Source organism: Pseudomonas sp. C9, from assembly GCF_002000165.1.
Classification (GTDB): Bacteria; Pseudomonadota; Gammaproteobacteria; order Pseudomonadales; family Pseudomonadaceae; genus Aquipseudomonas.
Genome location: NZ_MPAK01000001.1, coordinates 4,145,677 through 4,172,437, shown reverse-complemented (window position 1 = coordinate 4,172,437; position 26,761 = coordinate 4,145,677). Strand labels below are relative to the sequence as shown.

Sequence of the window (26,761 nt, the reverse complement as noted above, 5' to 3'; positions counted from 1 at the left end):
GGAGCGTCCCAGTGGCGGCCAGCCCCTGCGTCAATTACCCACAAATGTAGGAAGAAGGCCGATAAATCCTAGGAAAATGCCGGTATCGCCAATGGAAAAGTAGACAAGCTCGGTTAACATGCGCGCCAACCTATCGCGATCAAGGGTATGACGTGACGTTTGCTTCTCCTTCACCCCGCTCGCCGCTGGTCCTGGCGCTGATTTTCAGCCCGTCCTTGCTGGCCGACGACTTGTTTCTCGACAACGAACCGCTCCCGCAAGTGCTGACGGCCACCCGCCTGAAGCAGTCGCCGGCGGCGGTTCCGGGCAGCATGACGGTGATCGACAGCGAACTGATCAACGACAGCGGCGCGCGCGACATCAGCGAGTTACTGCGGCTGGTGCCCGGCATGATGGTCGGCAACCTCAGCGGCAACCAAGCCGCCGTGAACTACCACGGCACCAACGTCACCGGGGCCCGGCGCATGCAAGTGCTGATCGACGGTCGCTCGGTATACCGCGCGGGCCTCGCCACGGTGGACTGGAGTGATATCCCGGTCGCCATGGAAGACATCGAGCGCATCGAAGTGTTTCGCGGCCCGAACACCGTCAGCTATGGCGCCAATGCGCTGATGGCGGTGGTCAACATCATCACGCGCAACCCGGCCGACAGCCATGGCACGCGAGTGAAAGTGACCCGTGGCCAACGCGGCATCAACGACTATTACGCCAGCCAGGGTACCGGTTGGGACGGTGGCGACCTGCGTCTGTCCCTGTCAGGCCAGCAAGACGACGGTTTCGATTCGGACCGCAACGAGGCCGATTATCGTGACAGCCGTCGCCTGAACCGCTTTAACCTCGCGGTCAGCCAGACGCTCACGCAAAGCCAGAGCATCGACTGGCAATTGAATGCGAAGGAAGGCACCAACCAGCGGCCCTATACCTACCGCCCGGTGTTCCCCGGGATTACTGCCGCCGGGGACAATTCTGACGTCACCGCCAAAGACTACGCCGGCTCCTTGCGCTGGAACCTGGACTTGAATCCCGAGCACAGCCTTTATATCCAGGGTTCGGCCCAGCATTGGGATCGCCAGCAAACCTGGCGCGCCTGTGATGCCGAGGTGTCATTCAGCCCGGAACTGACCCGACTCTGGCAGCTCAATCCAAACTACACCGAACGCCTGGCGCGCAACATGGATCGCTTCACCGGTTCCGGCGCACCTCGCGGCACGCCAGCGGAACAAGCGCTGGCCAATCAGGTGCTGGCGCAATGGAAAAACGGCGCGCGGCAAACACTCTGTGGTGACATCGATCAGAGCGCCCGTGAATCGCGCTACGACCTCGAAGTGCAAGACACCCTCAGCCTGTCCGACAGCCTGCGACTGGTCAGCGGCATGAACTATCGTTATGACCGGGCAGATTCCGAGACCTATTTCAATGGCACGCTCGACGACACGACTTGGCGCACGTTTGGCCAACTCGAATGGCGTGCCACAGAGCATTGGTTGTTGCAGGGCGGGGCGATGTTCGAGGACACGCAGTTGACCGGCAGCTCACTGACCCCGAGGGTGGCGGTCAATTACCTGATCACTCCGCGTCACGGTTTGCGCGCCGTATACTCTGAAGCGATCCGCTCACCGAACATGTTCGAAAACAACGTCAACTGGAGTTACCAGGTGACCAATCTGCGGCCCACGGCCTACGGTCAGACCAGCGCCCGTTATTTCGTCAAGACCCGAGGTCCGGGTGACCTCGACAAGGAACACATGCGCTCGCGAGAGCTGGGTTACAACGGCTACTTCGCCAAACTGGGGCTGAGCGTCGATGTGAAGCTGTTCTACGACGAAATCAGCGACATGATCAGCGAGCCGCTGCGCAACAACCAGTACATCGCCAGCAACTCGAACAACGCGCGGTTTTCCGGGGCTGAAACGCAACTGGACTGGCGTCTTGATAACGCTGACCGCCTACGCCTGACTTATGCCTATGTCGACGCCGACGCGAGTAACCCGCTGGATGAGCAGCAGACCGCGCGCAACAGCGGTTCTGCCGGTTGGCTGCGCGATTGGGGCTATGGCTGGAACAGCGCGCTCTTCTACTATGGCGACGATGCGCTCAACGGTTACCGCTTCGAGCGCGTCGACACGCGCATCGCCAAACGCATCGGCTTGGGCAAGGCCAACCTGGAACTGGCCGGTGTCCTTCAACAACGTCTGGATAACCAGCCCACCACGTTCATCGACAACAATTACGACGAGCGTCGAGTGCTTTACTTCAGTGCGGAGCTGACGTTTTAAATGCTGCAGCGCTTGGCATGGAAATCGCCGCCACTGGGCCGCCTGCTGGTCGGGTTGTGCCTGGCGGTTGGTTGCCTGTTGGGCGCCGTGCCGGCACAAGCCGCCGACATTCTATTGACCGGTGCCGAAGACAGCCCCGGTGTGCAATCCTTCGTCCATGCGCTGAGTGAAATGCGCCCGGCCGACAGTGTGCGTTTCCAGCCACTGGCGAGCCTTCCAATGCCCGGTAAATTACCCGCTGGCACTCGCTTGATTCTGCTCGACCTGCCGAGCCTCGACTGGCGCCAGCAAGAGGCCCAGGGCCCGGCGACGCTGGTGCTGCGCATCAGCCGCCTGCAAGCCCGGCAACGTTTCGGGAGTAACGTTCCACCGTACCTCAGCCTGCTCTGGAGCGATCCGCCGCTGGATCGGCAATTGCGCCTGACCCGGCTCATCCTGCCCCAGGCCAGGCGCATCGGTGTGCTGTACGACAGTCACAGCGAATTCCTGCTCAATGAATTACGGGAGGCCGCCCTTGGGCTGGGCCTTGAAGTGGTCACCGAGCGTTGGGATAACATCAACGACAGCCGTCCTTTGCAGGCCCTGCTGAAAAATTGCGACGTATTGCTGGGTCTTGACGATCCCGACCTTTACAACCCGAAAACTGCAAAAAATCTGCTGCTGAGCAGCTATTCCCGGCAATTGGCATTAGTCGGCCCCAACGCCGCGTTCGTCAAGGCGGGCAGCCTGGCCAGCACTTACAGCGATCAGAGCGACTGGCTGCAAGTGCTCGACGAAGTGCTCGACCTGCCACCCCCGAGCTGGCCGCGTGCTCTCTATCCGCAGCACTTCAAAGTGTTAAGCAATCCGCAAGTGGCTCGTTCATTAGGAATTGAACAGGTGAATGAAACATCTGTCGCCACCCAGTTGGCTGAAGGAGAAAGCCGTCCATGACCCTCCGACGCTCTTGGGACATCAGTACGCGCACCCAGATGATCAGTCTCGGCCCTGCCCTGTTGCTGACGTTGCTGCTGATCAGCTTCTTTACCTTTGTGCGGATCCAGGACTTGCGCCAGGAGCTCAACCACACCGGGCAATTGATCGCCAACCAGCTCGCACCCGCCACCGAGTACGGAGTGATCTCGGGGAACAACGAGGTGCTCGAAAGTTTGCTCAAGGCCACGCTCGCCACGCCGAACGTGCGATTTCTGGAGGTCCAGGACAACGCCAACCGGATATTGGTGTATGTCGAGCAGCCGTCGGAAACCTACAGACGCTCGCAGCAAGTCGAAGTGTTTCAGGCACCGGTGCGGCTACAGCGGATTGCGCTCAACAATGATTTTTTCCAGGGTTCCAAAGCGGCGAGCACAACCCCCTCCGAGGACTACCTGGGCCGGGTGATCGTCGGTTTGTCGAACGACGCCTTCAACCAGCGCCAGCAGGAAATCTTGTTGAAGGCTGCCATCCTCGCGCTGTTCGCCCTGCTGTTTACCTTTCTCGTTGCCCGACGCCTGGCGGGCAGCCTCTCCCAACCGATCCGCGATATTGGCGACGCGGTGAAAGCGATTCAGGAAGGCGATTACAAAACACCCCTGCCGATTGTCGACGACACCGAGTTGGGCGCCCTGTCGCAACACATCAACAACCTCGCCGCCGGCCTCGAACAAGCCAGCCGCGAACAGCATCAGGCAATGGCACAGTTGATCCAGACGCGTGAGGAAGCGGAAAAGGCCAACAATGCCAAGTCTGACTTCCTGGCAATGATGAGCCATGAACTGCGCACGCCGATGAATGGCGTGCTCGGTATGCTGCAATTGCTGGAAACCACCGACATGACCGAGGAGCAGATCGAATACGCAGCTTTGGCGTCGGAGTCCACCGAACACCTGCTCAAGGTCATCAACGATATTCTCGATTTCTCGCGCATCGAGCGCTCGGAACTGGAACTGGAGCACATCCCGTTCAACCTCGCGGACTTGATCAGCACTTGCGCCCAATCGTTCCAGCACAGCGCGTTGCAGCGCGGCCTCGACCTGCAGTTGCAAATCCCCGAGGACATGCGCGCCCTTCAAGTGCAGGGTGATCCGACGCGGATCCGGCAGATTCTGGTCAATCTGGTCGGTAATGCCTTGAAGTTCACTGAGCACGGCCGCGTGAGCATCGAACCGCAGTGGCAATCGCTGGATCACGAACTGCTGTGGTTCACCTGCACCGTGCGCGACAGTGGCATCGGTATTTCCGCTGAAAGCCTGGAGCTGATGTTCAATGCATTCCAGCAAGCCGACAGCTCTATTTCAAGACGCTATGGTGGTACCGGCCTGGGCTTGCCGATTGCCCGTACTTTGGCTGAACGCATGGGCGGCACCTTGCGGGCTCAGAGCGAAGAAGGCCTGGGCTCGGTGTTTACGCTGGAAATCCCGCTGGCACTGTACAAACAGCCGCTGCCCGTACTGACACCCCGGGCACAGACCGGCAACGATGATGGCGAAGGGCGCAATGTGCTGCTGGTCGAAGACAACCCGGTCAATCAGACCGTCATCGAAGCAATGTTGCGCAGCCTGGGCTTTACTGTCAGCGTCGCAACCGATGGCGCGCAAGCGGTGCGCAGTGCCGAGAGCCTGGTATTTGAAGCGATTCTGATGGACTGCCGCCTGCCAATCATCGATGGCTACGAAGCAACCCGTCAGATCCGCCAATTGCCCGGCTGCACCGACTTGCCGATCATCGCATTGACGGCCAATGCGTTGCAGGGCGACCGCGAAGCCTGCTTGTCGGCTGGCATGAACGATTATCTGGCCAAGCCCTTCAAACGTACTGATTTGCAGCAAATTCTGCAGCGCTGGGTGCAGTAGTACAGGCCTTTCGACCATCTGCGACTGGCGTGAAAGGCGAAAGTGCGGCAGTCTTAGGCACCCGAACAGGCCCGAAAAGGGGCTTGAATAATAATTTCAGTGCACAAGTGTACATTCATGTCCTTGGTGCTGTGACTTTCACCACAACGCAATAGTCTATGAGTAGGCTGCCGGTTCGAGGCATGAACGCTTCGATCGGCCGGGAAGATTTGCCCCACCTGCCGCATGGGACTATTGAGGAGCTCGCATGACCAAACAAAACGCCTTTACCCGGGAAGACCTGCTGCGCTGCAGTCGCGGTGAGCTGTTCGGCCCAGGTAACGCGCAACTGCCCGCCCCGAACATGCTGATGGTTGATCGCATCACCCTGATCAGCGAAGAAGGTGGCAAGTACGGCAAAGGTGAATTGGTCGCCGAGCTGGATATCAATCCGGACCTGTGGTTCTTTGCCTGCCACTTCGAGGGCGATCCGGTGATGCCGGGCTGCCTGGGCCTCGACGCCATGTGGCAACTGGTCGGTTTCTTCCTGGGCTGGCAAGGTCTGCCGGGCCGTGGCCGTGCGCTGGGTTCGGGCGAAGTGAAATTCTTCGGCCAGGTCCTGCCGACCGCCAAGAAAGTCACCTATAACATTCATATCAAGCGCGTCCTGAAGGGCAAGCTGAACCTGGCCATCGCCGACGGTTCGGTCACTGTCGACGGTCGCGAAATCTACACCGCCGAAGGCCTTCGGGTCGGCGTGTTTACCTCCACTGACAACTTCTAAGGGTTATTCGCATGCGCCGCGTCGTTATCACTGGTCTGGGCATCGTTTCGTGCCTGGGCAATGACAAAGAGACCGTCTCCGCTAACCTGCGTGCAAGCCGCCCTGGCATCCGGTTCAACCCGGAATATGCCGAAATGGGTCTGCGTAGCCAGGTTTCCGGCTCCATTGACCTTCCCCTCGAAGAGCTGATCGATCGCAAGATCTATCGCTTCGTCGGCCACGCGGCGGCTTACGCCTACCTGGCCATGAAAGACGCCATCGCTGACTCCGGTCTGAGCGACGAACAAGTTTCCAACCCGCGTACCGGCCTGATCGCCGGTTCCGGTGGTGCCTCCACGCTGAACCAGATGGAAGCGCTGGACATCCTGCGCGAGAAAGGCGTGAAGCGCGTTGGCCCATACCGCGTAACGCGGACCATGAGCAGCACCGTTTCCGCTTGCCTGGCCACCCCGTTCAAGATCAAGGGCCTGAACTACTCCATCGCTTCTGCCTGCGCCACCAGTGCTCACTGCATCGGTACCGCCATGGAACAGATCCAGATGGGCAAGCAGGACATCGTATTCGCTGGCGGCGGCGAAGAAGAACACTGGAGCCAATCGTTCCTGTTCGACGCCATGGGCGCACTGTCCAGCCAGTACAACGAAACCCCGGAAAAAGCTTCCCGTGCCTACGACGCCAAGCGTGACGGTTTCGTCATTGCTGGCGGTGGCGGCATGGTCGTGGTCGAAGAGCTGGAACACGCTCTGGCGCGCGGCGCGAAGATCTACGCGGAAATCGTTGGCTACGGCGCGACCTCCGACGGCTACGACATGGTCGCCCCAAGCGGCGAAGGCGCCATCCGCTGCATGCAGATGGCCATGTCCACCGTTGACGCACCGATCGACTACCTGAACACCCACGGCACTTCGACTCCGGTCGGCGACGTCATGGAAATGAAAGGTGTGCGCGAACTGTTCGGCGACAAGGCTCCGGCCATCAGCTCCACCAAAAGCCTGTCGGGTCACTCCCTGGGCGCCGCCGGCGTTCACGAAGCGATCTACTGCATGCTGATGATGGAAGGCAACTTCATGGCAGGCTCCGCCAACATCGACGAGCTGGACCCAGAAGTGGCAGACATGCCAATCCTGACCAAGACTCGCGAAAACGCCACCATCGACACCGTGATGAGCAACAGCTTCGGTTTCGGTGGCACCAACGCCACGCTGGTACTCAAGCGCTGGGCTGGTAAGTAATACCCGCCGTTTCGCTGTATTGAAAAACGCCCCGACTGGTTCGGGGCGTTTTTTTTGTGCCTGACATATCCCCTGTAGCAGCTGGCGAAGCCTGCGTTCGGCTGCGCAGCAGTCGTAAACCTGAGCATCCAGTCTTCCTGGCACACCGCATTGCCTGATTCACGACTGCTGCGCAGCCGAACGCAGGCTTCGCCAGCTGCTACAAAGAGCCCGTCGAACATGAAGCTTTTGTCATGAAACCAACGGGCCTGCGACCGAATGTCGCGCACTTAAAGGGCTGCAGGATTTTATTCAAATCTGCAAAAGTCTGTTTCCAGATCCGTCAGTTTACTTAGCAAGCTAACAACTCATATAACAGAGGCCTGCACATGCCTTGGTGCAGGTAATTGAGATTGGAGCTAGCAGATGACTGTAAAAGTAACTGAACGCGACGATTCACATAAATCCCATGAGGGTGTAGCCGCCGGTATCCGCATTTGGGATGTCCACCAACAAGACATGCTGGTGGGGATGTTTCACTCCGAGACTGACGCGCATAACTACAAAGCGGAACTCGAAACACTGGAACAGCAAAGAGCGCTGCTATCCGCCTGACCGCTGCGCCTGAGCAACTACAGCATTGAAAACGACAAACCCCGCCATGAGCGGGGTTTGTCGTTGATGAAGCCCTTAACGGCTTACCACATCAGATCATCCGGGATCTGATAGGCCGCGTACGGATCGTCCTCGGCCGCCACTTCTTCAGTCTTCACGTTCATCTGCACGATACGCTGTGGATCGCGCTCCTGAATCTTCAGTGCCGCTTCACGCGGGATCACTTCGTAACCGCCAGCATGGTGCACGATGGCCAGCGATCCGTTGCTGAGCTTGTTGCGCATCAGCGTATTGACGCAGAGGCGCTTGACCTTCTTGTCGTCGACGAAGTTGTAGTAGTCCTCGGTGGTCAGCTTTGGCAGACGCGAGACTTCGATCAATTGCTTGACCTGAGCGGCGCGAGCCTTGGCCTCGACCTTTTCCTGTTGCTGGCGGTTCAGCTCCTGGTCGCGCTTGACCTTCTCGGCCATGGCTTCCTGCGCTGCACGCTGCTGGGAATCATCGAGTTCGATCTGGCCCTTGTGGGCCAGGCGCTGCTGTTTCTGCTTGTCTTTGCTGACCTGCTTGGCCTGCTTCTGGTTGACCAGCCCTGCTTTGAGTAACTGGTCGCGAAGGGAAATGCTCATGGTGCTTGTTTCTCACTTAGGCAACTGCTCAACCGCAGCTGGTCAAATTCTTTTCCTGACGTTTGGCTTCACCCCACAGGGCGTCCAACTCTTCGAGGGTGCAATCTTCTATGGGACGGTGGGTGTCGCGCAATGCCTGTTCGATAAAACGGAAGCGTCTTTCAAATTTGCCGTTGGCGCCACGCAGTGCGGTTTCCGGATCGACCTTGAGATGACGCGCCAGATTGACCACCGAAAACAACAGGTCACCGACCTCATCGGCAATCGCTGCCGAGTCATTGTCGGCCATCGCTTCGAGCACTTCATCGAGCTCTTCGCGGACCTTGTCCAGCACCGGCAACGCGTCTGGCCAGTCGAAACCGACCTGCCCGGCGCGCTTCTGCAGTTTCGCCGAGCGCGACAATGCCGGCAGCGCGGCCGGTACATCGTCGAGCAACGACAATTGCAACGGTGCCGCTGACTTCTCGGCGCGCTCTTCGGCCTTGATCTCTTCCCAGCGCTGCTTGACCTGCTCTTCACTCAGTCGCGGGATGTCCACCGGCGCATACAGATCACCGGTAGGAAACACATGAGGGTGACGACGGATCAGCTTGCGGGTAATGCTGTCGACCACGCCGGCGAATTCAAAGCGCCCTTCTTCGCGCGCCAGTTGGCTGTAATAAACCACCTGGAACAGCAAATCCCCCAGCTCACCCTGCAAGTGATCGAAGTCACCGCGCTCAATGGCGTCAGCGACTTCGTAGGCTTCCTCAAGGGTGTGCGGGACGATCGTTTCGTAGGTCTGCTTGATGTCCCACGGGCAACCGAACTGCGGGTCGCGCAGCCGGTTCATCAAGTGCAGCAAGTCTTCAAGTGAATACATCAATCATTCTCTGCATCTGAATCGCAAAACCCGTAGGAGCCGAGCTTGCTCGCGATAGCGGTACATCAGGTAAATCGCCATCGCGAGCAAGCTCGGCTCCTACAGGGATCGGTTTCACGGCGTCCGGTTACGGCGGGTTTCGATGATGTTCGGCAACTGGGAAATCCGCCCCAGTAACCGCCCCAGCGCATCCAGTCCCGGAATCTCGATGGTCAGGGACATCAACGCGGTGTTGTCCTCTTTGTTCGAGCGGGTGTTGACCGCCAGCACGTTGATCCGCTCGTTGAGCAGCACCTGCGACACGTCACGCAGCAACCCGGAGCGGTCGTAGGCGCGGATGATGATGTCCACCGGGTAAGTGAGCACCGGCACCGGCCCCCAACTGACCTGGATGATCCGCTCTGGCTCGCGCCCGCCCAGTTGCAGCACCGAGGCACAGTCTTGACGGTGAATGCTCACGCCACGACCCTGGGTGATGTAACCGACGATGGCATCGCCCGGCAATGGCTGGCAGCAGCCGGCCATTTGCGTCATCAGGTTGCCGACACCCTGGATCTGGATGTCCCCACGCTTGCCCGGTTTGTAGCCGGTGGCTTTGCGCGGTATCAACTCTAGCTGTTCGTTGCCGCGTTCCGGCTCGACCAGTTGCTGCGCCAGGTTCACCAATTGCGCCAGGCGCAAATCACCGGCGCCCAATGCGGCGAACATGTCCTCGGCGGTCTTCATGTTGGCCTTGTCGGCCAGCTTTTCGAAGTCCACCGCCGGCAAGCCCAGACGATTGAGTTCACGCTCGAGCAGGGTTTTACCGGCCGCGACGTTCTGGTCACGCGCCTGCAATTTGAACCAGTGGACAATCTTCGCCCGTGCCCGCGAGGTGGTGATGTAGCCCAGGTTCGGGTTCAGCCAGTCGCGGCTCGGCGTGCCGTGCTTGCTGGTGATGATCTCGACCTGTTCACCGGTTTGCAGGCTGTAGTTGAGCGGCACGATCCGGCCGTTGATCTTCGCGCCACGGCAGTTGTGGCCGATCTCGGTGTGCACCCGGTAGGCGAAGTCCAGCGGCGTCGAGCCTTTCGGCAAGTCGATGGCATGACCGTCGGGGGTGAAGATGTAGACCCGGTCCGGTTCGATATCGACCCGCAGCTGTTCCGCCAGGCCGCCGATATCGCCCAGCTCTTCATGCCACTCGAGGACCTGACGCAGCCAGGAGATTTTCTCTTCGTAGTGGTTCGAACCGGATTTGACGTCGGTGCCCTTGTAGCGCCAGTGCGCGCACACGCCCAGCTCGGCTTCCTCGTGCATGGCGTGGGTGCGGATCTGCACTTCCAGCACCTTGCCCTCAGGCCCGATCACCGCCGTGTGCAGCGAGCGATAGCCGTTCTCTTTCGGGTTGGCGATGTAGTCGTCGAATTCTTTCGGGATGTGCCGCCACAAGGTGTGGACGATGCCGAGCGCGGTGTAGCAATCGCGCATTTCCGGCACCAGCACGCGAACGGCGCGCACGTCGTAGATCTGGCTGAACTCCAGACCCTTGCGCTGCATTTTGCGCCAGATCGAATAGATGTGTTTGGCCCGGCCGCTGATGTCGGCATCGACGCCGGTGGCCTGCAATTCGTTTTTGAGTTGGGTCATCACGTCGCTGATGAAGCGTTCGCGATCCAGACGTCGCTCATGCAACAGCTTGGCGATCTGCTTGTACTGGTCAGGCTCAAGGTAACGGAAGGACAAGTCCTCCAGCTCCCACTTGATGTGACCGATACCGAGACGGTGCGCGAGTGGCGCATAGATGTCGAAGACTTCGCGGGCGACGCGATTGCGCTTTTCGTCGTCGGCGGTTTTCACCGCACGAATCGCGCAGGTGCGTTCAGCCAGCTTGATCAGTGCGACGCGTACGTCATCGACCATGGCAACCAGCATTTTGCGCAGGTTTTCGACCTGGCCCTGAGTGCCCAGCACCAGGGATTTGCGCGGGCTCAAGCTGTCGCTGATCGCCGCCATGCGCTGCACGCCATCGATCAACTTGGCCACCACCGGGCCGAAGCGCTGGCTGATGGCAGGCAACTCGATCTGGCCTTCGCGCACGCCACGGTACAAGATCGCGGCGACCAGTGAATCCTGATCGAGTTTGAGGTCGGCGAGAATCTCGGCGATCTCAAGGCCCGTGCGGAAACTCGAGGTCCCTTCGGACCAGAGATTCTTCGCCGCATTGGCCTGTTGTTCCGACATGCGAGCGAACTCGCACGCCTCCTTCAAGGCTTCGCGATCCAGTGCCGGATCGACACTGACCGCATGATCGAGCCAAGCCTCGAGATTGATACTGCCGTCTGTGTTGATCGGCTGGTGTGCTCTCACCTGTACCATCTTGCTTACCTTCCCTACGACGCAGATTCAATGCGTCAAATCGCTGACCTTCGTTGCCCGATTGCGCTCACGGGGCTCATGCGAGCGCTGCACGGGCGGGCCAGTCGGACCAGACGAGCCATCCTAGCTCGCTTCAAATAACGCCATGGCCTCGACATGTGCCGTTTGAGGAAACATATCGAGAATCCCGGCACGTTTTAACCGGTAGCCCTGCTTGATCAACTCAACCGTGTCGCGCGCCAGCGTTGCCGGGTTGCACGACACATACACCAATCGCTCGGCGCCCAAGGTCTTGAGCTTGCGCACCACCTCGAAAGCACCGTCACGCGGTGGGTCCAAGAGTACCGCACAAAAGCCTTCGCGGGCCCATTCGGCATCAGCCAAAGGCTGGGATAAATCGGCCTGAAAAAACTTCGCGTTATTCAGATTATTGCTAGCGGCGTTCGCGGCAGCACGCTCGACCATCGTCTGCACACCTTCGACCGCCACCACTTCGCGAACGGCTTTGGCCAGCGGCAATGCAAAATTGCCCAACCCGCAGAACAGGTCGAGAACGCGCTCATCCGGTTGCGGCTTCAGCCATTCCAGCGCCTGGGCGATCATCGCTTCGTTGACGCCGGCGTTGACCTGGATGAAATCTCCCGGCCGGTACGCCAGATCCAGATCCCACGACGCCAGACGATAACCCAGCGACTGATCGGCATCGACCGGTTGCGGCTCGCCGTCACCGTGCAGCCACAACTGCGCTTCGTGGAACGCGCAGAAATCCTTGAGGATCGTCAGGTCAGCGTCAGACAACGGCGCCATGTGCCGCAGCAAGACCGCCAGCGACGAGCCGCTGAACAATTCCACATGCCCCAGCGCCTGAGGCTTGCTCAAGCGACGCAGCATTTCCGGTAAGCGGGTCATGATCGGCTGTAATGGCTGAACCAGCACTGAACATTCGTTAATCGCGACGATGTCCTGACTGCCCGCCGCGCGGAAACCTACCTCGAGCTTTTTCGCCTTCATGTCCCAGCGCACTGCAACCCGGGCGCGACGGCGGTAACCGAATTCCGGGCCACTCAACGGCGCCGCCCATTCTTGCGGTTCGACACCGGCGACCTTCGACAGCTGCTCGGCGAGCATGCGCTGTTTCAGGGCCAATTGTTCGTTGTGTGGCAGATGTTGCACGCTGCAACCGCCGCAACGACCGGCATGCGGGCACGGCGCCGGGCGTCGCAGTTCACTGGCCTGGAACACGCGTTCGGTGCGTGCCTCGACCACTTTGCCGTGGGCGCCCAACACCCGCGCCTCGACGTCTTCACCGGCCAATGCGCCGATGACGAACCAGGTGCGACCTTCGAAAAATGCGATACCGCGACCGTCATTGGCCAGGCGCTCGATGGTCAAACGCTGCTTTTTGCCGGTCGGGATTTGTGGGGCCTTGCTGCCGCCCGTGGGTTGGAAGCGCAGGCCTCTCTCGTGCTTGGCCATCAGTTGGGCGCGTCGAAAATGCCGGTCGACAAGTAACGGTCGCCACGGTCGCAGATGATCGCGACGATCACCGCGTTTTCAACTTCTTTGGACAGTCGCAACATCGCTGCCACTGCACCGCCCGAGGACACGCCACAGAAAATGCCTTCTTCGCGGGCCAGACGACGGGTCACGTCTTCGGCTTCGCTTTGCGCCATGTCGACGATGCGGTCTACGCGATCAGCCTGATAAATCTTCGGCAGGTATTCTTGCGGCCAGCGGCGGATGCCCGGGATCGCCGAGCCTTCCATCGGTTGCAGGCCGATGATTTGCACGCTCTCGCTCTGCTCTTTCAAGTAGCGCGAGACACCCATGATGGTGCCGGTGGTGCCCATCGAACTGACGAAATGGGTGATGGTGCCCTCGGTCTGACGCCAGATTTCCGGGCCGGTGGTGGTGTAGTGCGCTTGCGGATTGTCACCGTTGGCGAACTGGTCCAGCACCTTGCCACGGCCTTCGGCTTCCATCCGCTGAGCGAGATCGCGGGCGCCTTCCATACCTTCTTCCTGGGTGACCAGGATCAGTTCGGCGCCATAAGCCGTCATCGCGGCTTTACGTTCGGCGCTGGAGTTATCCGGCATGATCAGGATCATCTTGTAACCCTTGATCGCGGCGGCCATGGCCAACGCAATCCCGGTGTTACCCGAAGTCGCTTCGATCAACGTATCGCCGGCGTGGATCTGCCCGCGCAACTCGGCGCGGGTGATCATCGACAGCGCCGGACGGTCCTTGACCGAACCCGCCGGGTTATTCCCTTCGAGCTTGAGCAAAAGGGTATTGCTGGTGACGCCGGGCAGGCGCTGCAAACGGACCAGCGGAGTGTTGCCGACGCAATCGGCGATGGTTGGGTACTGCAAGGTCATGGCGTATTCGCAATCCAGACTGCGGGGGCGCCTATCATACCGGCAAACGTTCGCAGGCCATATCACGCAAAGTGCGGTGCTTATGGCTTATGGGAATAAGCGGCTGCCTCAGCATTGCTCTTCATGCGCGACATTCAACGCATAGAACTCATGCAACTTGGCCTGCAACAATTGCTTGTCTGGAAGCTGGACTTGATATTCGGCGATCAATGCTGGTGAGAGGCTGCGGTTCAGGGCGTACTCCACCACTTCGTCATCCTTGCTGGCACACAGCAACACACCAATGGCCGGATTTTCGTGGGGCTTGCGTACATTGCGATCCAGCGCTTCCAGATAGAAGTCCAGCTTGCCCAGGTACTCCGGCTTAAAACGACCGACCTTCAGCTCAATGGCTACAAGACAATTAAGGCCACGGTGGAAGAACAGCAGATCCAATGCAAAATCACACCCACCCACTTACAGCGGATACTCGGAACCGACAAAGCAGAAGTCGCGACCGAGCTCGCTCAGGAATTCTTTTAGGCGCGCCAGTAACCCTTTTTGCAGATCGGTCTCGGCATGGCCACCGGGCAGGTCGAGAAACTCGAGCATGTAGCCGTCACGGAATATCTCAAGTGCTGCCGGGTGGGTTTGTCTCAGCATCGCTGAGGTTTTTGCTGGTTGGGTCACGCTTCGCTCGAACAGTGCTGCTTTGAACTGACGCTCCAGTTCGCGCTTCGACCATTTTTCTTGAACCGACAGACGGACGTAAAACTCCCGCTCTTCCGAGCGTTTGCTCTGGCCGAAAATGATCAGGTTGTGCGACCAGGACAATTGTCGCACCAGTGGTGCGACTTTCTCCTCCGTACAATAAATCTCATAGAATTGGCGCATGCGGAACAAATTCGACCGGGTAAATCCGCGCAACCCAGGTTGAGTCTGAGCCAGATGTCCCGCCAACTGACCGACCACAGAATCGCCCCATTCGGCTTTTTCGAGCTTGCGACTGATGTAAGCACCGACCTACCAATACAGTTCGATCAGCTGGGTGTTCACCGCCTGCATCGCCTGCTGTTTGGCACTTTGAATCAGTGCAAGCACTTCATTGAAGCGGTCGTCGGGGACGCTGGATGGATTAATGCCGAACTCCTTGAGGCCGAGAAAAAACGCGAGTCTATTGCGTTAAGTCAGGCAGTAGGTGTCGGCAATACCCTTTAGGAAAGGTCGTACAAAAGAACGGGAACACTCCGGAAAAACCAGCTTCTTGGTGGCTGGGAGGGCCTCATCGCGAGCAGGCTCACTCCTACATGGGGATCGGGGTGATCACACCCTTTGTGGGCGACACACCTGTACTGTAGGAGCGAGCTTGCTCGCGATGGCGTCATCACTCACACCATCAATTTCAGCCACCAACCGCATATTTAGTCGCAACCCAACCCCGGTGTTTTCGGCCCAAAGCTGCCCGCCCTGACGCTGCACCGCATTCCTGGCAATGCTCAATCCCAAGCCAAACCCGCCATCCCCCGGTCGCGAACCGTCTAGCCGAGTAAACGGCGAAAAGATCCGTTCAAGATCCGCCTCGGCCACCCCACCGCCCTGATCTTCCAGCCACACATGCCAGAAATCGCCATCGCGCTGCCCACCGAGACTTACAACGCCGCCCTCGGACGAATGACGAATAGCGTTGCGCAGGATGTTTTCAAGTGCCTGCGCCAGGGTGTTGAGGTTGCCGCGAACCCAGCAGGTCGAGTCCACCGTGCAGCGCAATTGACTGACCGGCCAACCGCTTTCGTAGCAGGCGTTTTCCGTGAGCATTTCCCACAGAGCCTGAATCTGGATCGCCTCATCGGGCAGCGGTGATCGCTCGGTGTCGAGCCAGGCCAGTTGCAACGTGTCTTCCACCAGACGCTGCATGCCATCGACTTCCCGGCCAATGCGCTCACGCAACGCTGTCAGCTCCTGCTCGCTTTCGCTGGCCACCCGCAAGCGGCTCAGCGGCGTGCGCAGTTCGTGGGAGAGGTCGCGCAACAATTGTTGCTGCAGGGCCACCGTGCTTTGCAGGCGCTCGGACATGTGATCGAAGGCCCTGCCCAGCTCACCGAGTTCATCCGAACGATTGGTGGTGCTGCTCGACAAGCGCACATTCAACTGGTCGGCGCGCCAGGCGTTGGCCTGTTCACGCAGACTGTTCAACGGCACCACCAGCAGTCGATACAGGCCGACACACAGCAGCAAGGTAAACAGCCCTGGAATCACCCCGTTGGTAATCACGCGCCAGAAGGTCCTGTAACGCCCGGGCAAGAACCGCTGGGGCAGTTCGATCACCAGATTGCCGACGCTTGGATCACTGGGAAACGGTATGCGCAGCCAAGGTCGGCCTTGCTTGTGAATAGGCCAATCGAGGCCACGCAGAAAGGTCAGACGCTCGATTTCCTTGCCCGTCAGTGGCTGATTGCTCAATGTCTGCAAATCACCGCCAATGACGCCAACCCAGCCCTTTTCGCGTTCCTGCATCCCCTGCAGCCAACGATCGACGCCGTCACTTTGCCCCTGGCGCCACGCCTGTTCAGCCTCGACGGCATAACCCGCCAGGGTGCGTCGGGCCTCATCGGACAGAAACTGGTTGCGCTGCTCCATGTACCGGCCCCACGACCAGCTCAGCCAGATCATCAGCAAACAGAACGCCACCAGCAAACACGCCAGTTTCCAGAACAGTGAGTGCCGCCCCGGCAGGTCAGACCACTTCATCGGCCGCACTCAATACGTAGCCTTTGCCCCACACCGTTCGCACTTCGCGCGCGGTGTAGCCGATACCTTTGAGCTTGCGGCGAATCTGGCTGACGTGCATGTCGAGACTGCGGTCATGGGCCGCGTAGCCGCGTTGCAGTACGTGTTGATAAAGGAAGGCTTTGCTCAGTACTTCATCACCGCTGCGGTTAAGCGTTTCCAGCAATCGATACTCGCTGCGGGTGAGGCCGGCGGCGTGTTTGCCATGAAAAACTTCGCACAGCTCATCGTCAAAACGCAGGCCGCCCGTCTCGCTTTCAACCGCTGACGGCACCGGTGGCGGTCGACGGTCGAGCGCCACCCGGCGCAGGATCGCTTCGATGCGCACACGCAATTCGGCCATGCTGAAGGGTTTCGGCAAGTAATCATCGGCGCCCAGGCGAAAACCGCTGATACGATCCTCTTCGGCGCCCAGCGCGGACATCAGCACCACAGGCGTGGAGTGGCTCTGGCGTAACTGCGTCAATACATTGAGCCCGTCGAGGCCCGGCAACAGAATATCCATCAACACCACATCGAAGGCCTGCTGACGCGCGATGGCCAGACCTTCCTGGCCGTTCTGGCACCAGGTCACCTGAAAGCCGCAACGGCCCAAATGCTCATGCACATACGCCCCGAGCACCAGGTCGTCTTCGATGGAAAGGATTCGGGGGTGGCCGATAGAGATGGGAGTCATGAGTATCTGCAAATAATTCTCAGTTGATGATTATTCAAGATTGCCCATCGATGGGCAACCCAAGGTTTGCCTTTGAGGCAAAAGCCGCCCGCCAGCCGACGAATGACGACATCAATTTTACGAAGATTGCCTGCCTGCAAATCGCTACACTGCCCGGGTGGCGCGTACCGGACGTACACGCAGGTCAATCAATCGCTGGATGCAGGAGAGATGCGTGCTCACGAAACTGGGAATTAAAGGCCGCGTGCTGTTGCTGACCCTGTTGCCAACCACTCTGATGGCATTGGTCCTGGGCGGCTATTTCACCTGGATGCAGCAATCCGACCTGCAAACCCAACTGTTGCAGCGCGGCGAAATGATTGCCGAACAACTGGCGCCCCTGGTGGCTCCGGCCATGAGTCACAAGGACAGTGAACTGCTGGAGCGCATTGCCACCCAGGCGCTGGAAACCGCGGACGTGCGCGCAGTGACGTTCCTCGCCCCTGACCGCACGTCGCTCGCCCATGCCGGCCCGACCATGCTCAACAGCGCACCGTTGGGCACCGGTTCGCAGATGCTGCGCCGCAGCGGCAATGATGCGACGCGCTACTTGCTGCCGGTGTTCGGCAAACACCGCAACCTGGCCGGCGATTTGATCCCCGAAGAAGCCGACCGCCTGCTGGGCTGGGTCGAAATCGAGTTATCCCACAACGGCATGTTGTTACGCGGCTACCGCAGCCTGTTCGCCAGCCTGCTGATGATTGCCGCAGGCCTGGCCGGCGCGGCGCTGCTGGCCCTTCGGATGGGCCGGACCATCAACCGGCCGATCAGCCAGATCAAACTGGCGGTGGCGCAACTCAAGGACGGGCATCTGGAAACCCGCCTGCCGCCGCTCGGCAGCCAGGAACTGGATGAACTGGCCTCCGGCATCAACCGCATGGCCGGCACATTGCAAAACGCTCAGGAAGAATTGCAGCACAGCGTCGACCAGGCCACCGAAGACGTGCGCCAGAATCTGGAAACCATCGAGATCCAGAACATCGAGCTGGACCTGGCGCGCAAGGAAGCCCTGGAAGCAAGCCGGATCAAATCCGAGTTCCTGGCCAACATGAGCCATGAAATCCGCACGCCGCTCAACGGCATTCTCGGCTTCACGCACTTGCTGCAAAAAAGCGAACTGACGCCGCGCCAGCTCGACTACCTGGGCACCATCGAAAAATCCGCCGACAGCCTGTTGGGGATCATCAACGAAATCCTCGACTTCTCGAAAATCGAGGCCGGCAAACTGGTGCTCGACAATATTCCGTTCAACCTGCGCGACCTGCTCCAGGACACCCTGACCATTCTCGCCCCGGCGGCCCATGCCAAACAGCTGGAACTGGTGAGCCTGGTGTATCGCGACACGCCGCTGTCGCTGGTCGGCGATCCGCTGCGACTCAAACAGATCCTCACTAACCTGGTGAGCAACGCGATCAAGTTCACCCGCGAAGGCACCATCGTGGCCCGCGCCATGCTTGAAGAAGAGCATGAAGACAGCGTGCAACTGCGCATCAGCATTCAGGACACCGGCATCGGCCTGTCGAACCAGGATGTGCGCGCACTGTTCCAGGCCTTCAGCCAGGCCGATAACTCGTTGTCCCGGCAACCCGGCGGCACGGGCCTGGGGTTGGTAATTTCCAAGCGACTGATCGAACAGATGGGTGGCGAAATTGGCGTCGACAGCACACCGGGTGAAGGTTCGGAATTCTGGATCAGCCTGAGCCTGCCCAAGACTCGCGATGACGCCGAAGACCTGCCTGCCGCGCCCCTGCTCGGGCGTCGGGTGGCCGTGCTGGAAAACCATGAACTGGCCCGGCAGGCGTTGCAGCACCAACTGGAAGACTGCGGCCTGAGCGTAACGCCGTTCAACACCCTGGAAAGCCTGGCCAATGGCGTGACCGGCGCGCACCAGACCGATCAGGCCATCGACCTGGCGGTACTTGGCATCACCAGCAACGACATGCCACCGGAGCGACTGAACCAGCACATCTGGGACCTCGAACACCTGGGCTGCAAAGTCCTGGTGCTGTGCCCGACCACCGAGCAGACGCTGTTCCATCTCTCGGTGCCGAACCCGCACAGTCAGCTTCAGGCCAAACCGGCCTGCACCCGCAAACTGCGTCGTGCCTTGTCCGATCTGGTCAACCCGCGCCAGCAGCGCAGCGAACCCGGCGAACCGGTGTCGAGTCGTGCGCCGAAGGTGCTGTGCGTCGACGACAACCCGGCCAACCTGCTGTTGGTGCAAACCCTGCTCGAAGACATGGGCGCCAAGGTATTGGCCGTGGACAGCGGTTACGCGGCGGTCAAGTCCGTGCAGACCGAAACCTTCGACCTGGTGTTGATGGACGTGCAAATGCCCGGCATGGACGGGCGCCAAAGCACCGAAGCGATTCGTCAGTGGGAAAGTGAACGGCATTGCACACCGCTGCCGATCGTGGCCCTCACCGCTCACGCCATGGCCAATGAAAAACGTGCGCTGCTGCAAAGCGGCATGGACGATTACCTGACCAAGCCCATCAGCGAGCGGCAACTGGCGCAAGTGGTGCTGAAGTGGACAGGCCTGGCATTGCGCAACCACGGGCCGGAACGTTCCAGCGACAGCCACGGCAGCGCACATGACTTGCAGGTACTCGACCCCGAAGAAGGTTTGCGCCTGGCGGCGGGTAAGGCGGATCTGGCGGCGGACATGCTTGCGATGTTGCTGGCCTCGCTTGAAGCCGACCGCGAGGCCATTCGCATTGCCCGGGACAGCAACGACCAGACGGCATTGATCGAGCGTGTCCATCGCCTGCACGGGGCCACCCGTTACTGTGGCGTCCCGCAACTGCGCGCCGCCTGCCAGCGCAGTGAAACACTGCTCAAGCAACAGGACCCGAAAGCGCCCGGCGCACTGGAGGAGCTCGAACGAGCGATCAATCGCTTGGCCGCTCACGCCCGGATCAATGCCTGACACAGCGCAATGGCGCCGATCACCATCGGCGCTAAGCTGGCCCGTGTAGCAGCTGCCGAAGGCTGCGTCCGGCGGCGCAGCCGTCGTAAAATCAGGCACTGCGCTCTTTCAGGGAAACCGCGTTTGCCGGATTTACGACGGCTGCGCCGCCGGACGCAGGCTTCGCCAGCTGCTACCTACAGCATGAGTTAAATGGAGGATTACATGCGCACGATACTTTTCAGCAGCCAGACTTACGACCGTGACAGCTTTCTGGGCGCCGACCTGCCCGCCGGAATCGAGCTGCACTTTCAATCAGCGCGGCTGAGCCTGGATACCGTGGCGCTGGCAGACGCGCACGAGGTGGTCTGCGCCTTCATCAATGACGACCTCAGCGCCCCGGTGCTTGAACGTCTTGCCGCGGGCGGTACGCGCCTGATCGCCCTGCGTTCGGCCGGTTACAACCATGTCGATCTGCCTGCGGCCAAACGCCTGGGCCTTACGATCGTGCGTGTCCCGGCCTACTCCCCACACGCCGTGGCCGAACACGCAGTGGCGCTGATCCTGGCACTCAACCGCCGCTTGCACCGAGCCTACAACCGCACCCGCGAAGGCGACTTCAGCCTGCACGGGCTGACCGGCTTCGATCTGGTGGGCAAGACCGTCGGCGTGGTCGGCACCGGGCAGATCGGCGCGACGTTCGCCAAGATCATGAATGGTTTCGGCTGCCAGTTGCTGGCCTATGACCCCTACCCCAACCCGCAAGTCGAAGCCCTGGGCGCGCGTTATCTGAGTTTGCCGCAGCTGCTGGCCGAGTCGCAGATCATCAGCCTGCATTGCCCACTCAACGAGCAGAGCAAACACCTGATCAATCGCGAGTCACTGGCACACATGCAACCCGGCGCGATGCTGATCAACACCGGGCGTGGTGGCCTGGTGGACACGCCGGCGCTGATTGACGCGTTAAAGGACGGCCAATTGGGCTATCTGGGGCTGGATGTGTATGAAGAAGAGGCGCAGCTGTTTTTCGAGGATCGCTCGGACCTCCCGTTGCAGGATGATGTGCTGGCGCGGCTGCTGACCTTTCCGAACGTGATCATCACCGCGCACCAGGCCTTCCTGACCCGTGAAGCCCTGGGCGCGATTGCCGCGACGACCCTGCAGAACATCGCAACCTGGGCTGCCGGTGCGCCGCAGAATCGGGTCGAGGGCTGACCGGGTCAGGCCTTCGACAACAGGATCATCAACGCCAGCCAGCCGAAACCCAGCAGGCGCTGCCCGAGGGAATGCCCGCGGCGCAGCAGGAACCAGACAAAAAACGGCGGCAGAAAGAAAATCATCAGTTTCAGCCACAGCTCTACCGGACGTGTCCCATCGAGTGCCGGTGTCGGTGCGGATGCCGGCGACTGAACGTCGGCTTCGACCGCGGTTTTGCGCTTACGCCCGAACGCGGCCGGGGTCACCCGGGCCACTTTCTCGTCCGTCGGTAAACGCCCGAACGAAAGAGGCGCCTGCACAGGCGTTGCCGTCGAAGTGGCCGCTTGCACCGTTGCCGCGGGTGCACCGCAATGAATGCAAGCAGGCGCCGTGGAGCTGATGCTCTGCTTGCACTCATAACATTCGATTAACGCCATGTCCGTTCCTTAGAGATGCAAAAGCGGCAGTGTGCCATGAGTCGGCAAGTCATTTGAACCTGATCGAAGGTCATCTACCCGCGCCATGCTGCGTGCAGGCCCGTGATAGCATACCGCGCATATTTGGAGGACCCATGGTCGAACACGATTTCCGCTACACCCTGATGAGCCCGCAACACACCCTTACCGAATGCCGCGCCCTGGTGCCGGGGCGTTATCAAGTCACCGGCAACGGCGGCTCGATCCGGATTGGCGATGTGCTGGTAGTCACCCTTAAAGGCAGCAAGGACTTGTCCATGCGCCTGACCGTCGAAACTGTTCGTCACTTGATCAACCCGCCGGGCCAATGGGTCGCGGTGAGCAGTGGTCCGGTGTTCGGCGAGTTGGGGATCCACACGTGGGAAGTCAATTGCGACAGTTGCGCCAAGGCACTGAGCTTCGAGTTCGCGGTCGACGCCAAGCTCGGCAACAAGGCTGAAAAGCCCGCTGCCACCGCGCGGATTGCCGAATTGGGCTGGGCCACCGTTAGCGACAAACACCTGTGCCCGAAATGCCAGGAGCCTGTGTGATGAAACGCCTCGCCCTGACCACTATGGTCGGTGCCAGCCTGCTGGGCTGCGCCGCCGAGCCGGTGCAACTGCAACAAAATCGTAGCTACATTCTGGAATGGATCGGCGATCGTCCGTTGATCGACTACAGCCACCTGACCATTACCCTGGGTGACGACGGTCGGGCCTATGGCAATGGCGGCTGCAACCATTGGTTCGCGCCGTATACCCTGGATGGCGACAATCTGACCTTCGGCAAAATCGGCAGCACCCGCAAACTCTGCGCACCCGCGCTCATGGAGCAGGAAAAGCGCTTCCTGGAGGCGCTGGAAGGTGTGCAACGCTGGGATATTTCACCGATCGACCAGATGCGCTTCTGGCCGGCGGAAGGAAAGCCGCTGCGTTTGTGGCTCGAAGAGGGTTGATCCCCCGCTGATGATCGCTCCCATGCTCTGCGTGGGAACTATCAAGGTGAGGATTGAAGACGACGCAGCTCCCTGTAGCAGCTGGCGCAGCCTGCGTCTGGCTGCGAAGCTGCCGTGAAATCAGGCTATGCGGTCATACAGAACGACTGCATTTTCAGGGTTTACGACTGCTGCGCAGCCGGACGCAGGCTGCGCCAGCTGCTACAAATCGCGTTACGGCTAGTTCTTCGCCTGCAACGCCTCCAGCTTGGCCATCACCCCCGCCGCGGTCTGCTCGCCCATCAGTTGTTCACGCACCTTGCCTTTGTTATCGATGATGTACGTCACCGGCAAGGCTTCACTGCGCGGCAATTCAAAAAGATCGGCCGGGTCTGAAGCCAGTACCGTGAACTTGATGCCCAGTTTCTCGCTGGCGCTCTTCAGCTCTTCACCCTGCACGTTGTCGAAATTGACCCCGAACACGCCGATCTTCTTGTCCTTCAATTGATCGGCCAAGGCGTTCAACTGCGGAATCTCGGTGCGGCAAGGGCCACACCATTCAGCCCAGTAATTAAGCACCAGCCATTTGCCATCCAGGCGATTGGCAGCAACCTTGTGACCGTCCTGGTCAATACCATAGTCATTGCCGCAGCCCCCCAGCATCAACGCCCCGAAAATCGCCAATGCCGCTGCCAGTCGCCTTGTCATGTCGTGATCCTTGTTCAAAATTGAATGCGCCTGCGACCCATCGCCTCGCAAGGTTCTGGATTACGCGCTGCCCAGTTAGAATAGCCGCCACCTTACGCAAGAAGCGACCCGCACATGACCGATCTGACGCTTTATCACAACCCGCGCTGCTCGAAATCCCGCGGTGCGCTCGAATTGCTCGAAGCTCGTGGCCTGACGCCGACCGTGGTCCGTTACCTGGAAACCCCGCTGGACGCCGCACAAATCCAGAGTCTGCTGGGCAAGCTGGGCATCAGTGCCCGGCAATTGCTGCGCACGGGCGAAGACGAATACAAGACCCTGAACCTCGCTGACGCCAGCCTGAGCGAAGCACAAGTGATCGCGGCCATCGCGGCTCATCCGAAACTCATGGAGCGACCGATTCTCGAAGTCGGCGACAAAGCCATCATCGGCCGGCCGCCGGAGAACGTGCTGGAGTTGCTACCGTGAGTGCACCGTACATTCTGGTTCTGTATTACAGCCGCAGCGGCTCGACCAATGAAATGGCCCGCCAGATTGCCCGTGGCGTCGAGCAGTCCGGAATGGAAGCGCGCCTGCGCACCGTGCCGGCGATTTCCACTGAATGCGAAGCCGTGTCGCCAGACATCCCGGACGAAGGCGCGCTGTACGCCAGCCTCGACGACCTGAAGAACTGCGCGGGCCTGGCCATGGGCAGCCCGACCCGTTTCGGCAACATGGCGGCACCGCTCAAGTACTTTCTCGACGGCACCAGCAACCTGTGGCTGACCGGTGCGCTGGTGGGCAAACCGGCTGGCGTGTTCACCTCCACAGCCAGCCTGCACGGCGGCCAGGAAACCACTCTGCTGTCGATGATGTTGCCACTGCTGCACCACGGCATGCTGATCACCGGCCTGCCTTACAGCGAGTCGGCCTTGCTGGAAACCCGTGGTGGCGGCACGCCCTACGGCGCCAGCCATCACGCCGGGGCCGATGGCAAAAGTGGTTTGAACGAACACGAAGTCGCGCTGTGCCGGGCCTTGGGCCTGCGCTTGGCGAAGACTGCGCAAAAGCTGGGGAACTGACGTGGCCAAGAAGCCGAAGATTCTGCCCTCCATCGAATGGCTTGAACCGCGGGTTCGGGCAATGCGCGCCGTCAGCTTGCTGTGCTTTTTCGGTCTGGTCGGGCTGTTGTGCGCCTACTATCTGGTGTTTGCCGATCTGCATGGCGCACGGCCGTGGGTAATTCTGCTGATCGAATTGGTGCCGCTGCTGCTGTTGGCACCTGGGATGCTGATCGGTAGCCCGCGCGGGCATTCGTGGATGTGTTTTGTGGTGAACCTGTATTTCATCAAAGGCGCATTGGCGGCGTATGACCCCAACCGGCAGCTGTTCGGATTACTGGAAATGGGCGCGAGCCTGGCAGTGTTCTGTTCGGCGTTGCTGTATGTGCGGTGGCGGTTTCAGCTCAATCGCAAGCTTGCGGGCGAAGGTGAGATTTCCGTCGCCTGACCTGACGCCATCGCGGGCAAGCCCGCTCCCACAGGGTTTACGCGGTCCGTGTGGGAGCGGGCTTGCCCGCGATGGGTTCAACTCGGTGTCAATGATTCACTGTGTAAGCCAGCATCATTGAAATCTGGCTCATCGGCCGGCCGCCACTTTCTTCATGCCACTGGTTAAACACGCCCTGCACTGTCGCCAGGTCGCGCAAACTGGTCGGCACCTTGTCGACGATTTTCTGTGCATTCAACGCTGCGACCACATCGTAGCTCGGCACAAACGTGTCCTTGCCGACCATGCGCAAGAAGCGTGGCGCCGACAGCCCGCCCAATTGGTGGCCGCGCTTTTTCAGGGTCGTCCACAACCCGACGATATCGGTCACGGGCCAATCGGCGAGCAACGCGCCGAAGCTGCCGTGCTCCTGCGCCACGTCCAGAATGAACTGCGCATTGCGCGGCACACTCTTGAGCTTGCCCAAATGGCGGATGATCCGCGCGTCCTGCATCAAGCGTTCGAGGTGTTCGGCGCTCATCAGCACGACTTTTTCCGGGTCGAACTTGAAGAACACTTCTTCGAAGGCCGGCCACTTGGCGTCCACCAGACTGTGCTTGAGCCCGGCGCGAAACACACGCAGCGCCATGGTCGAGAGGTAACGGTCGTCGCTGATCTTGCGTAACTGTGCCGGGGTTTTCGGAACGGGCAGATGGGCTTCCAGTTCAGCTGCCGAGCCGAAACGGTTCAGACAGTATTCGTGCAGCCACTTGTAGTCGCGCATGCCCTCTCCTAAAGAATGAAATGAAAACGGCGCCCGCAAGCGCCGTGTGTCAGAGCTATTGCAACTGTCAGAGGTTCACCACATTGACGAAGCGCGAAGCCGCCGTCTCATCGATCTTGAGGCTGGTGAAGTCGAACAGGTTGCGGTCCGCCAGTTGCGACGGGATTACGTTTTGCAGGCTGCGGAAAATGCTTTCGGTGCGGCCCGGGGTCTTGCGCTCCCAGTCTTGCAGCATGTCCTTGACCACCTGACGTTGCAGGTTTTCCTGAGAACCGCAGAGGTTGCACGGGATGATCGGGAATTGCTTGAAGTCCGAATAAGCCTGGATGTCTTTTTCGTTGCAGTAGGCCAGCGGGCGGATCACCACGTTGCGGCCATCGTCGGCGCGCAGTTTGGGCGGCATGGCCTTGAGCGAGCCGTTGAAGAACATGTTCAGGAAGAACGTCTCGACGATGTCGTCACGGTGATGACCGAGGGCCATTTTGGTCGCGCCGATTTCATCGGCAAACGTGTAGAGCGTACCGCGACGCAGGCGCGAGCACAGCGAGCAGGTGGTCTTGCCTTCCGGGATCAACTCCTTGACCACCGAGTAGGTGTCTTTCTCGACGATGTGGTACTCGATGCCCAGCTCTTTGAGGTAGGCCGGCAGCACGTGCTCCGGGAAACCTGGCTGCTTCTGGTCCATGTTCACGGCCACGATCTCGAACTTGATCGGTGCGACCTTCTGCAAGTGCATCAGCACATCGAGCAGGGTGTAGCTGTCCTTGCCACCAGACAGGCAGACCATGACCTTGTCGCCGTCTTCAATCATGTTGAAATCGGCAACAGCCTCGCCGGCCTGGCGGCGAAGGCGCTTTTGCAGTTTGTTCTGGTTGACCGTAAGAGTGCCCATGACGCGAAATCCGTG

Annotated in this window: 24 protein-coding genes and 1 pseudogene; 13 read left to right on the top strand and 12 right to left on the bottom strand. The window is 59.9% G+C overall.

All coding sequences use genetic code 11. The annotated features are described in order from the left end of the window. Positions 1 to 152: 152 nt before the first annotated feature. The 6 genes from BMS17_RS19465 (at position 153) to BMS17_RS19440 (ending at position 7,696) form a co-directional block, all read left to right on the top strand. On the top strand, positions 153 to 2,276 hold the full coding sequence (locus tag BMS17_RS19465; protein WP_077431478.1) for a TonB-dependent siderophore receptor: 2,124 nt from the start codon (positions 153 to 155) through the stop codon (positions 2,274 to 2,276). After that, complete coding sequence (locus BMS17_RS19460) at positions 2,277 to 3,209, top strand: ABC transporter substrate-binding protein (RefSeq protein WP_077431476.1); 933 nt, start codon at positions 2,277 to 2,279, stop codon at positions 3,207 to 3,209. Next, entirely contained in the window at positions 3,206 to 5,107 is a 1,902-nt protein-coding gene (locus tag BMS17_RS19455; RefSeq protein ID WP_077431474.1) for an ATP-binding protein, read from the top strand. The genes BMS17_RS19460 and BMS17_RS19455 overlap by 4 nt, the downstream gene beginning before the upstream one ends. Before the next feature lie 247 nt (positions 5,108 to 5,354). Continuing rightward, complete coding sequence (gene fabA, locus BMS17_RS19450) at positions 5,355 to 5,870, top strand: 3-hydroxyacyl-[acyl-carrier-protein] dehydratase FabA (RefSeq protein WP_003227150.1); 516 nt, start codon at positions 5,355 to 5,357, stop codon at positions 5,868 to 5,870. Positions 5,871 to 5,881: 11 nt separating this feature from the next. Continuing rightward, positions 5,882 to 7,102, top strand: a complete 1,221-nt coding sequence (fabB, locus tag BMS17_RS19445) for a beta-ketoacyl-ACP synthase I (protein ID WP_046031631.1) — start codon at positions 5,882 to 5,884, stop codon at positions 7,100 to 7,102. Positions 7,103 to 7,507: 405 nt separating this feature from the next. Beyond that, positions 7,508 to 7,696, top strand: coding sequence for a hypothetical protein (locus tag BMS17_RS19440; protein WP_046031630.1), 189 nt, complete (start codon positions 7,508 to 7,510; stop codon positions 7,694 to 7,696). 83 nt (positions 7,697 to 7,779) lie between these two features. Here the strand turns inward: BMS17_RS19440 and BMS17_RS19435 are convergent, their stop codons facing one another. The 8 genes and pseudogenes from BMS17_RS19435 to BMS17_RS19400 form a co-directional block, all read right to left on the bottom strand. Further along, on the bottom strand, positions 7,780 to 8,322 hold the full coding sequence (locus BMS17_RS19435; protein ID WP_046031629.1) for a DUF2058 domain-containing protein: 543 nt from the start codon (positions 8,320 to 8,322) through the stop codon (positions 7,780 to 7,782). Between the two features lie 28 nt (positions 8,323 to 8,350). Next, on the bottom strand, positions 8,351 to 9,184 hold the full coding sequence (mazG, locus tag BMS17_RS19430; protein WP_046031628.1) for a nucleoside triphosphate pyrophosphohydrolase: 834 nt from the start codon (positions 9,182 to 9,184) through the stop codon (positions 8,351 to 8,353). A 114-nt stretch (positions 9,185 to 9,298) separates the two neighbouring features. Next, a complete protein-coding gene (gene relA, locus BMS17_RS19425) occupies positions 9,299 to 11,542 on the bottom strand; it encodes a GTP diphosphokinase (RefSeq protein WP_046031627.1) in 2,244 nt (747 codons plus the stop codon). A 123-nt stretch (positions 11,543 to 11,665) separates the two neighbouring features. Further along, the gene (rlmD, locus tag BMS17_RS19420) at positions 11,666 to 13,018 is read right to left on the bottom strand and encodes a 23S rRNA (uracil(1939)-C(5))-methyltransferase RlmD (RefSeq protein ID WP_077431473.1); all 1,353 of its coding nucleotides are present in this window, start codon (positions 13,016 to 13,018) and stop codon (positions 11,666 to 11,668) included. Next, on the bottom strand, positions 13,018 to 13,920 hold the full coding sequence (cysM, locus tag BMS17_RS19415; RefSeq protein ID WP_046031625.1) for a cysteine synthase CysM: 903 nt from the start codon (positions 13,918 to 13,920) through the stop codon (positions 13,018 to 13,020). The genes rlmD and cysM overlap by 1 nt, the downstream gene beginning before the upstream one ends. 108 nt (positions 13,921 to 14,028) lie before the next feature. Further along, positions 14,029 to 15,039 (bottom strand): annotated as a pseudogene (locus tag BMS17_RS19410) (YhcG family protein). 183 nt (positions 15,040 to 15,222) lie between these two features. Then, on the bottom strand, positions 15,223 to 16,647 hold the full coding sequence (locus tag BMS17_RS19405) for a sensor histidine kinase (RefSeq protein WP_046031624.1): 1,425 nt from the start codon (positions 16,645 to 16,647) through the stop codon (positions 15,223 to 15,225). Beyond that, positions 16,634 to 17,362: a response regulator transcription factor gene (locus tag BMS17_RS19400; RefSeq protein ID WP_046031623.1), complete on the bottom strand. Its 729-nt coding sequence runs from the start codon at positions 17,360 to 17,362 to the stop codon at positions 16,634 to 16,636. The genes BMS17_RS19405 and BMS17_RS19400 overlap by 14 nt, the downstream gene beginning before the upstream one ends. A gap of 214 nt (positions 17,363 to 17,576) precedes the next feature. Between BMS17_RS19400 and BMS17_RS19395 the strand changes: the two genes are divergently transcribed. Both BMS17_RS19395 and BMS17_RS19390 read left to right on the top strand, forming a co-directional pair. Next, entirely contained in the window at positions 17,577 to 20,330 is a 2,754-nt protein-coding gene (locus BMS17_RS19395) for a response regulator (protein WP_077431471.1), read from the top strand. A 204-nt stretch (positions 20,331 to 20,534) separates the two neighbouring features. Further along, complete coding sequence (locus BMS17_RS19390; protein WP_046031621.1) at positions 20,535 to 21,524, top strand: 2-hydroxyacid dehydrogenase; 990 nt, start codon at positions 20,535 to 20,537, stop codon at positions 21,522 to 21,524. Positions 21,525 to 21,529: 5 nt separating this feature from the next. Here BMS17_RS19390 and BMS17_RS19385 read toward each other — a convergent pair whose 3' ends face one another. Beyond that, the gene (locus tag BMS17_RS19385) at positions 21,530 to 21,943 is read right to left on the bottom strand and encodes a hypothetical protein (RefSeq protein WP_046031620.1); all 414 of its coding nucleotides are present in this window, start codon (positions 21,941 to 21,943) and stop codon (positions 21,530 to 21,532) included. Positions 21,944 to 22,077: 134 nt separating this feature from the next. Between BMS17_RS19385 and BMS17_RS19380 the strand changes: the two genes are divergently transcribed. Both BMS17_RS19380 and BMS17_RS19375 read left to right on the top strand, forming a co-directional pair. Continuing rightward, complete coding sequence (locus BMS17_RS19380) at positions 22,078 to 22,512, top strand: hypothetical protein (RefSeq protein ID WP_046031619.1); 435 nt, start codon at positions 22,078 to 22,080, stop codon at positions 22,510 to 22,512. Then, positions 22,512 to 22,916, top strand: a complete 405-nt coding sequence (locus BMS17_RS19375; RefSeq protein ID WP_046031618.1) for an META domain-containing protein — start codon at positions 22,512 to 22,514, stop codon at positions 22,914 to 22,916. Before BMS17_RS19380 ends, BMS17_RS19375 begins: the two co-directional genes overlap by 1 nt. 219 nt (positions 22,917 to 23,135) lie before the next feature. Here BMS17_RS19375 and BMS17_RS19370 read toward each other — a convergent pair whose 3' ends face one another. After that, positions 23,136 to 23,603 carry a TlpA disulfide reductase family protein gene (locus BMS17_RS19370; RefSeq protein WP_077431469.1) on the bottom strand — a complete coding sequence of 156 codons (468 nt, stop codon included), beginning with the start codon at positions 23,601 to 23,603 and terminating at the stop codon, positions 23,136 to 23,138. 114 nt (positions 23,604 to 23,717) lie between these two features. On the opposite strand from BMS17_RS19370, the gene arsC reads away from it, so the two are divergent. From arsC to BMS17_RS19355, 3 genes are read left to right on the top strand one after another with little or no spacing between them, the layout of a single operon-like run. Then, complete coding sequence (gene arsC / locus BMS17_RS19365; protein WP_046031616.1) at positions 23,718 to 24,071, top strand: arsenate reductase (glutaredoxin); 354 nt, start codon at positions 23,718 to 23,720, stop codon at positions 24,069 to 24,071. Further along, a complete protein-coding gene (gene wrbA, locus BMS17_RS19360; protein ID WP_046031615.1) occupies positions 24,068 to 24,664 on the top strand; it encodes an NAD(P)H:quinone oxidoreductase in 597 nt (198 codons plus the stop codon). Before arsC ends, wrbA begins: the two co-directional genes overlap by 4 nt. 1 nt (position 24,665) lies before the next feature. Continuing rightward, positions 24,666 to 25,091, top strand: coding sequence for a DUF2069 domain-containing protein (locus BMS17_RS19355; RefSeq protein ID WP_046031614.1), 426 nt, complete (start codon positions 24,666 to 24,668; stop codon positions 25,089 to 25,091). Between the two features lie 88 nt (positions 25,092 to 25,179). Here the strand turns inward: BMS17_RS19355 and BMS17_RS19350 are convergent, their stop codons facing one another. Together BMS17_RS19350 and ttcA are read right to left on the bottom strand one after the other, a co-directional pair. Further along, positions 25,180 to 25,854: a DNA-3-methyladenine glycosylase I gene (locus BMS17_RS19350; protein WP_046031613.1), complete on the bottom strand. Its 675-nt coding sequence runs from the start codon at positions 25,852 to 25,854 to the stop codon at positions 25,180 to 25,182. Between the two features lie 67 nt (positions 25,855 to 25,921). Further along, positions 25,922 to 26,746 carry a tRNA 2-thiocytidine(32) synthetase TtcA gene (gene ttcA, locus BMS17_RS19345; RefSeq protein ID WP_077431467.1) on the bottom strand — a complete coding sequence of 275 codons (825 nt, stop codon included), beginning with the start codon at positions 26,744 to 26,746 and terminating at the stop codon, positions 25,922 to 25,924. Positions 26,747 to 26,761: the final 15 nt, after the last annotated feature.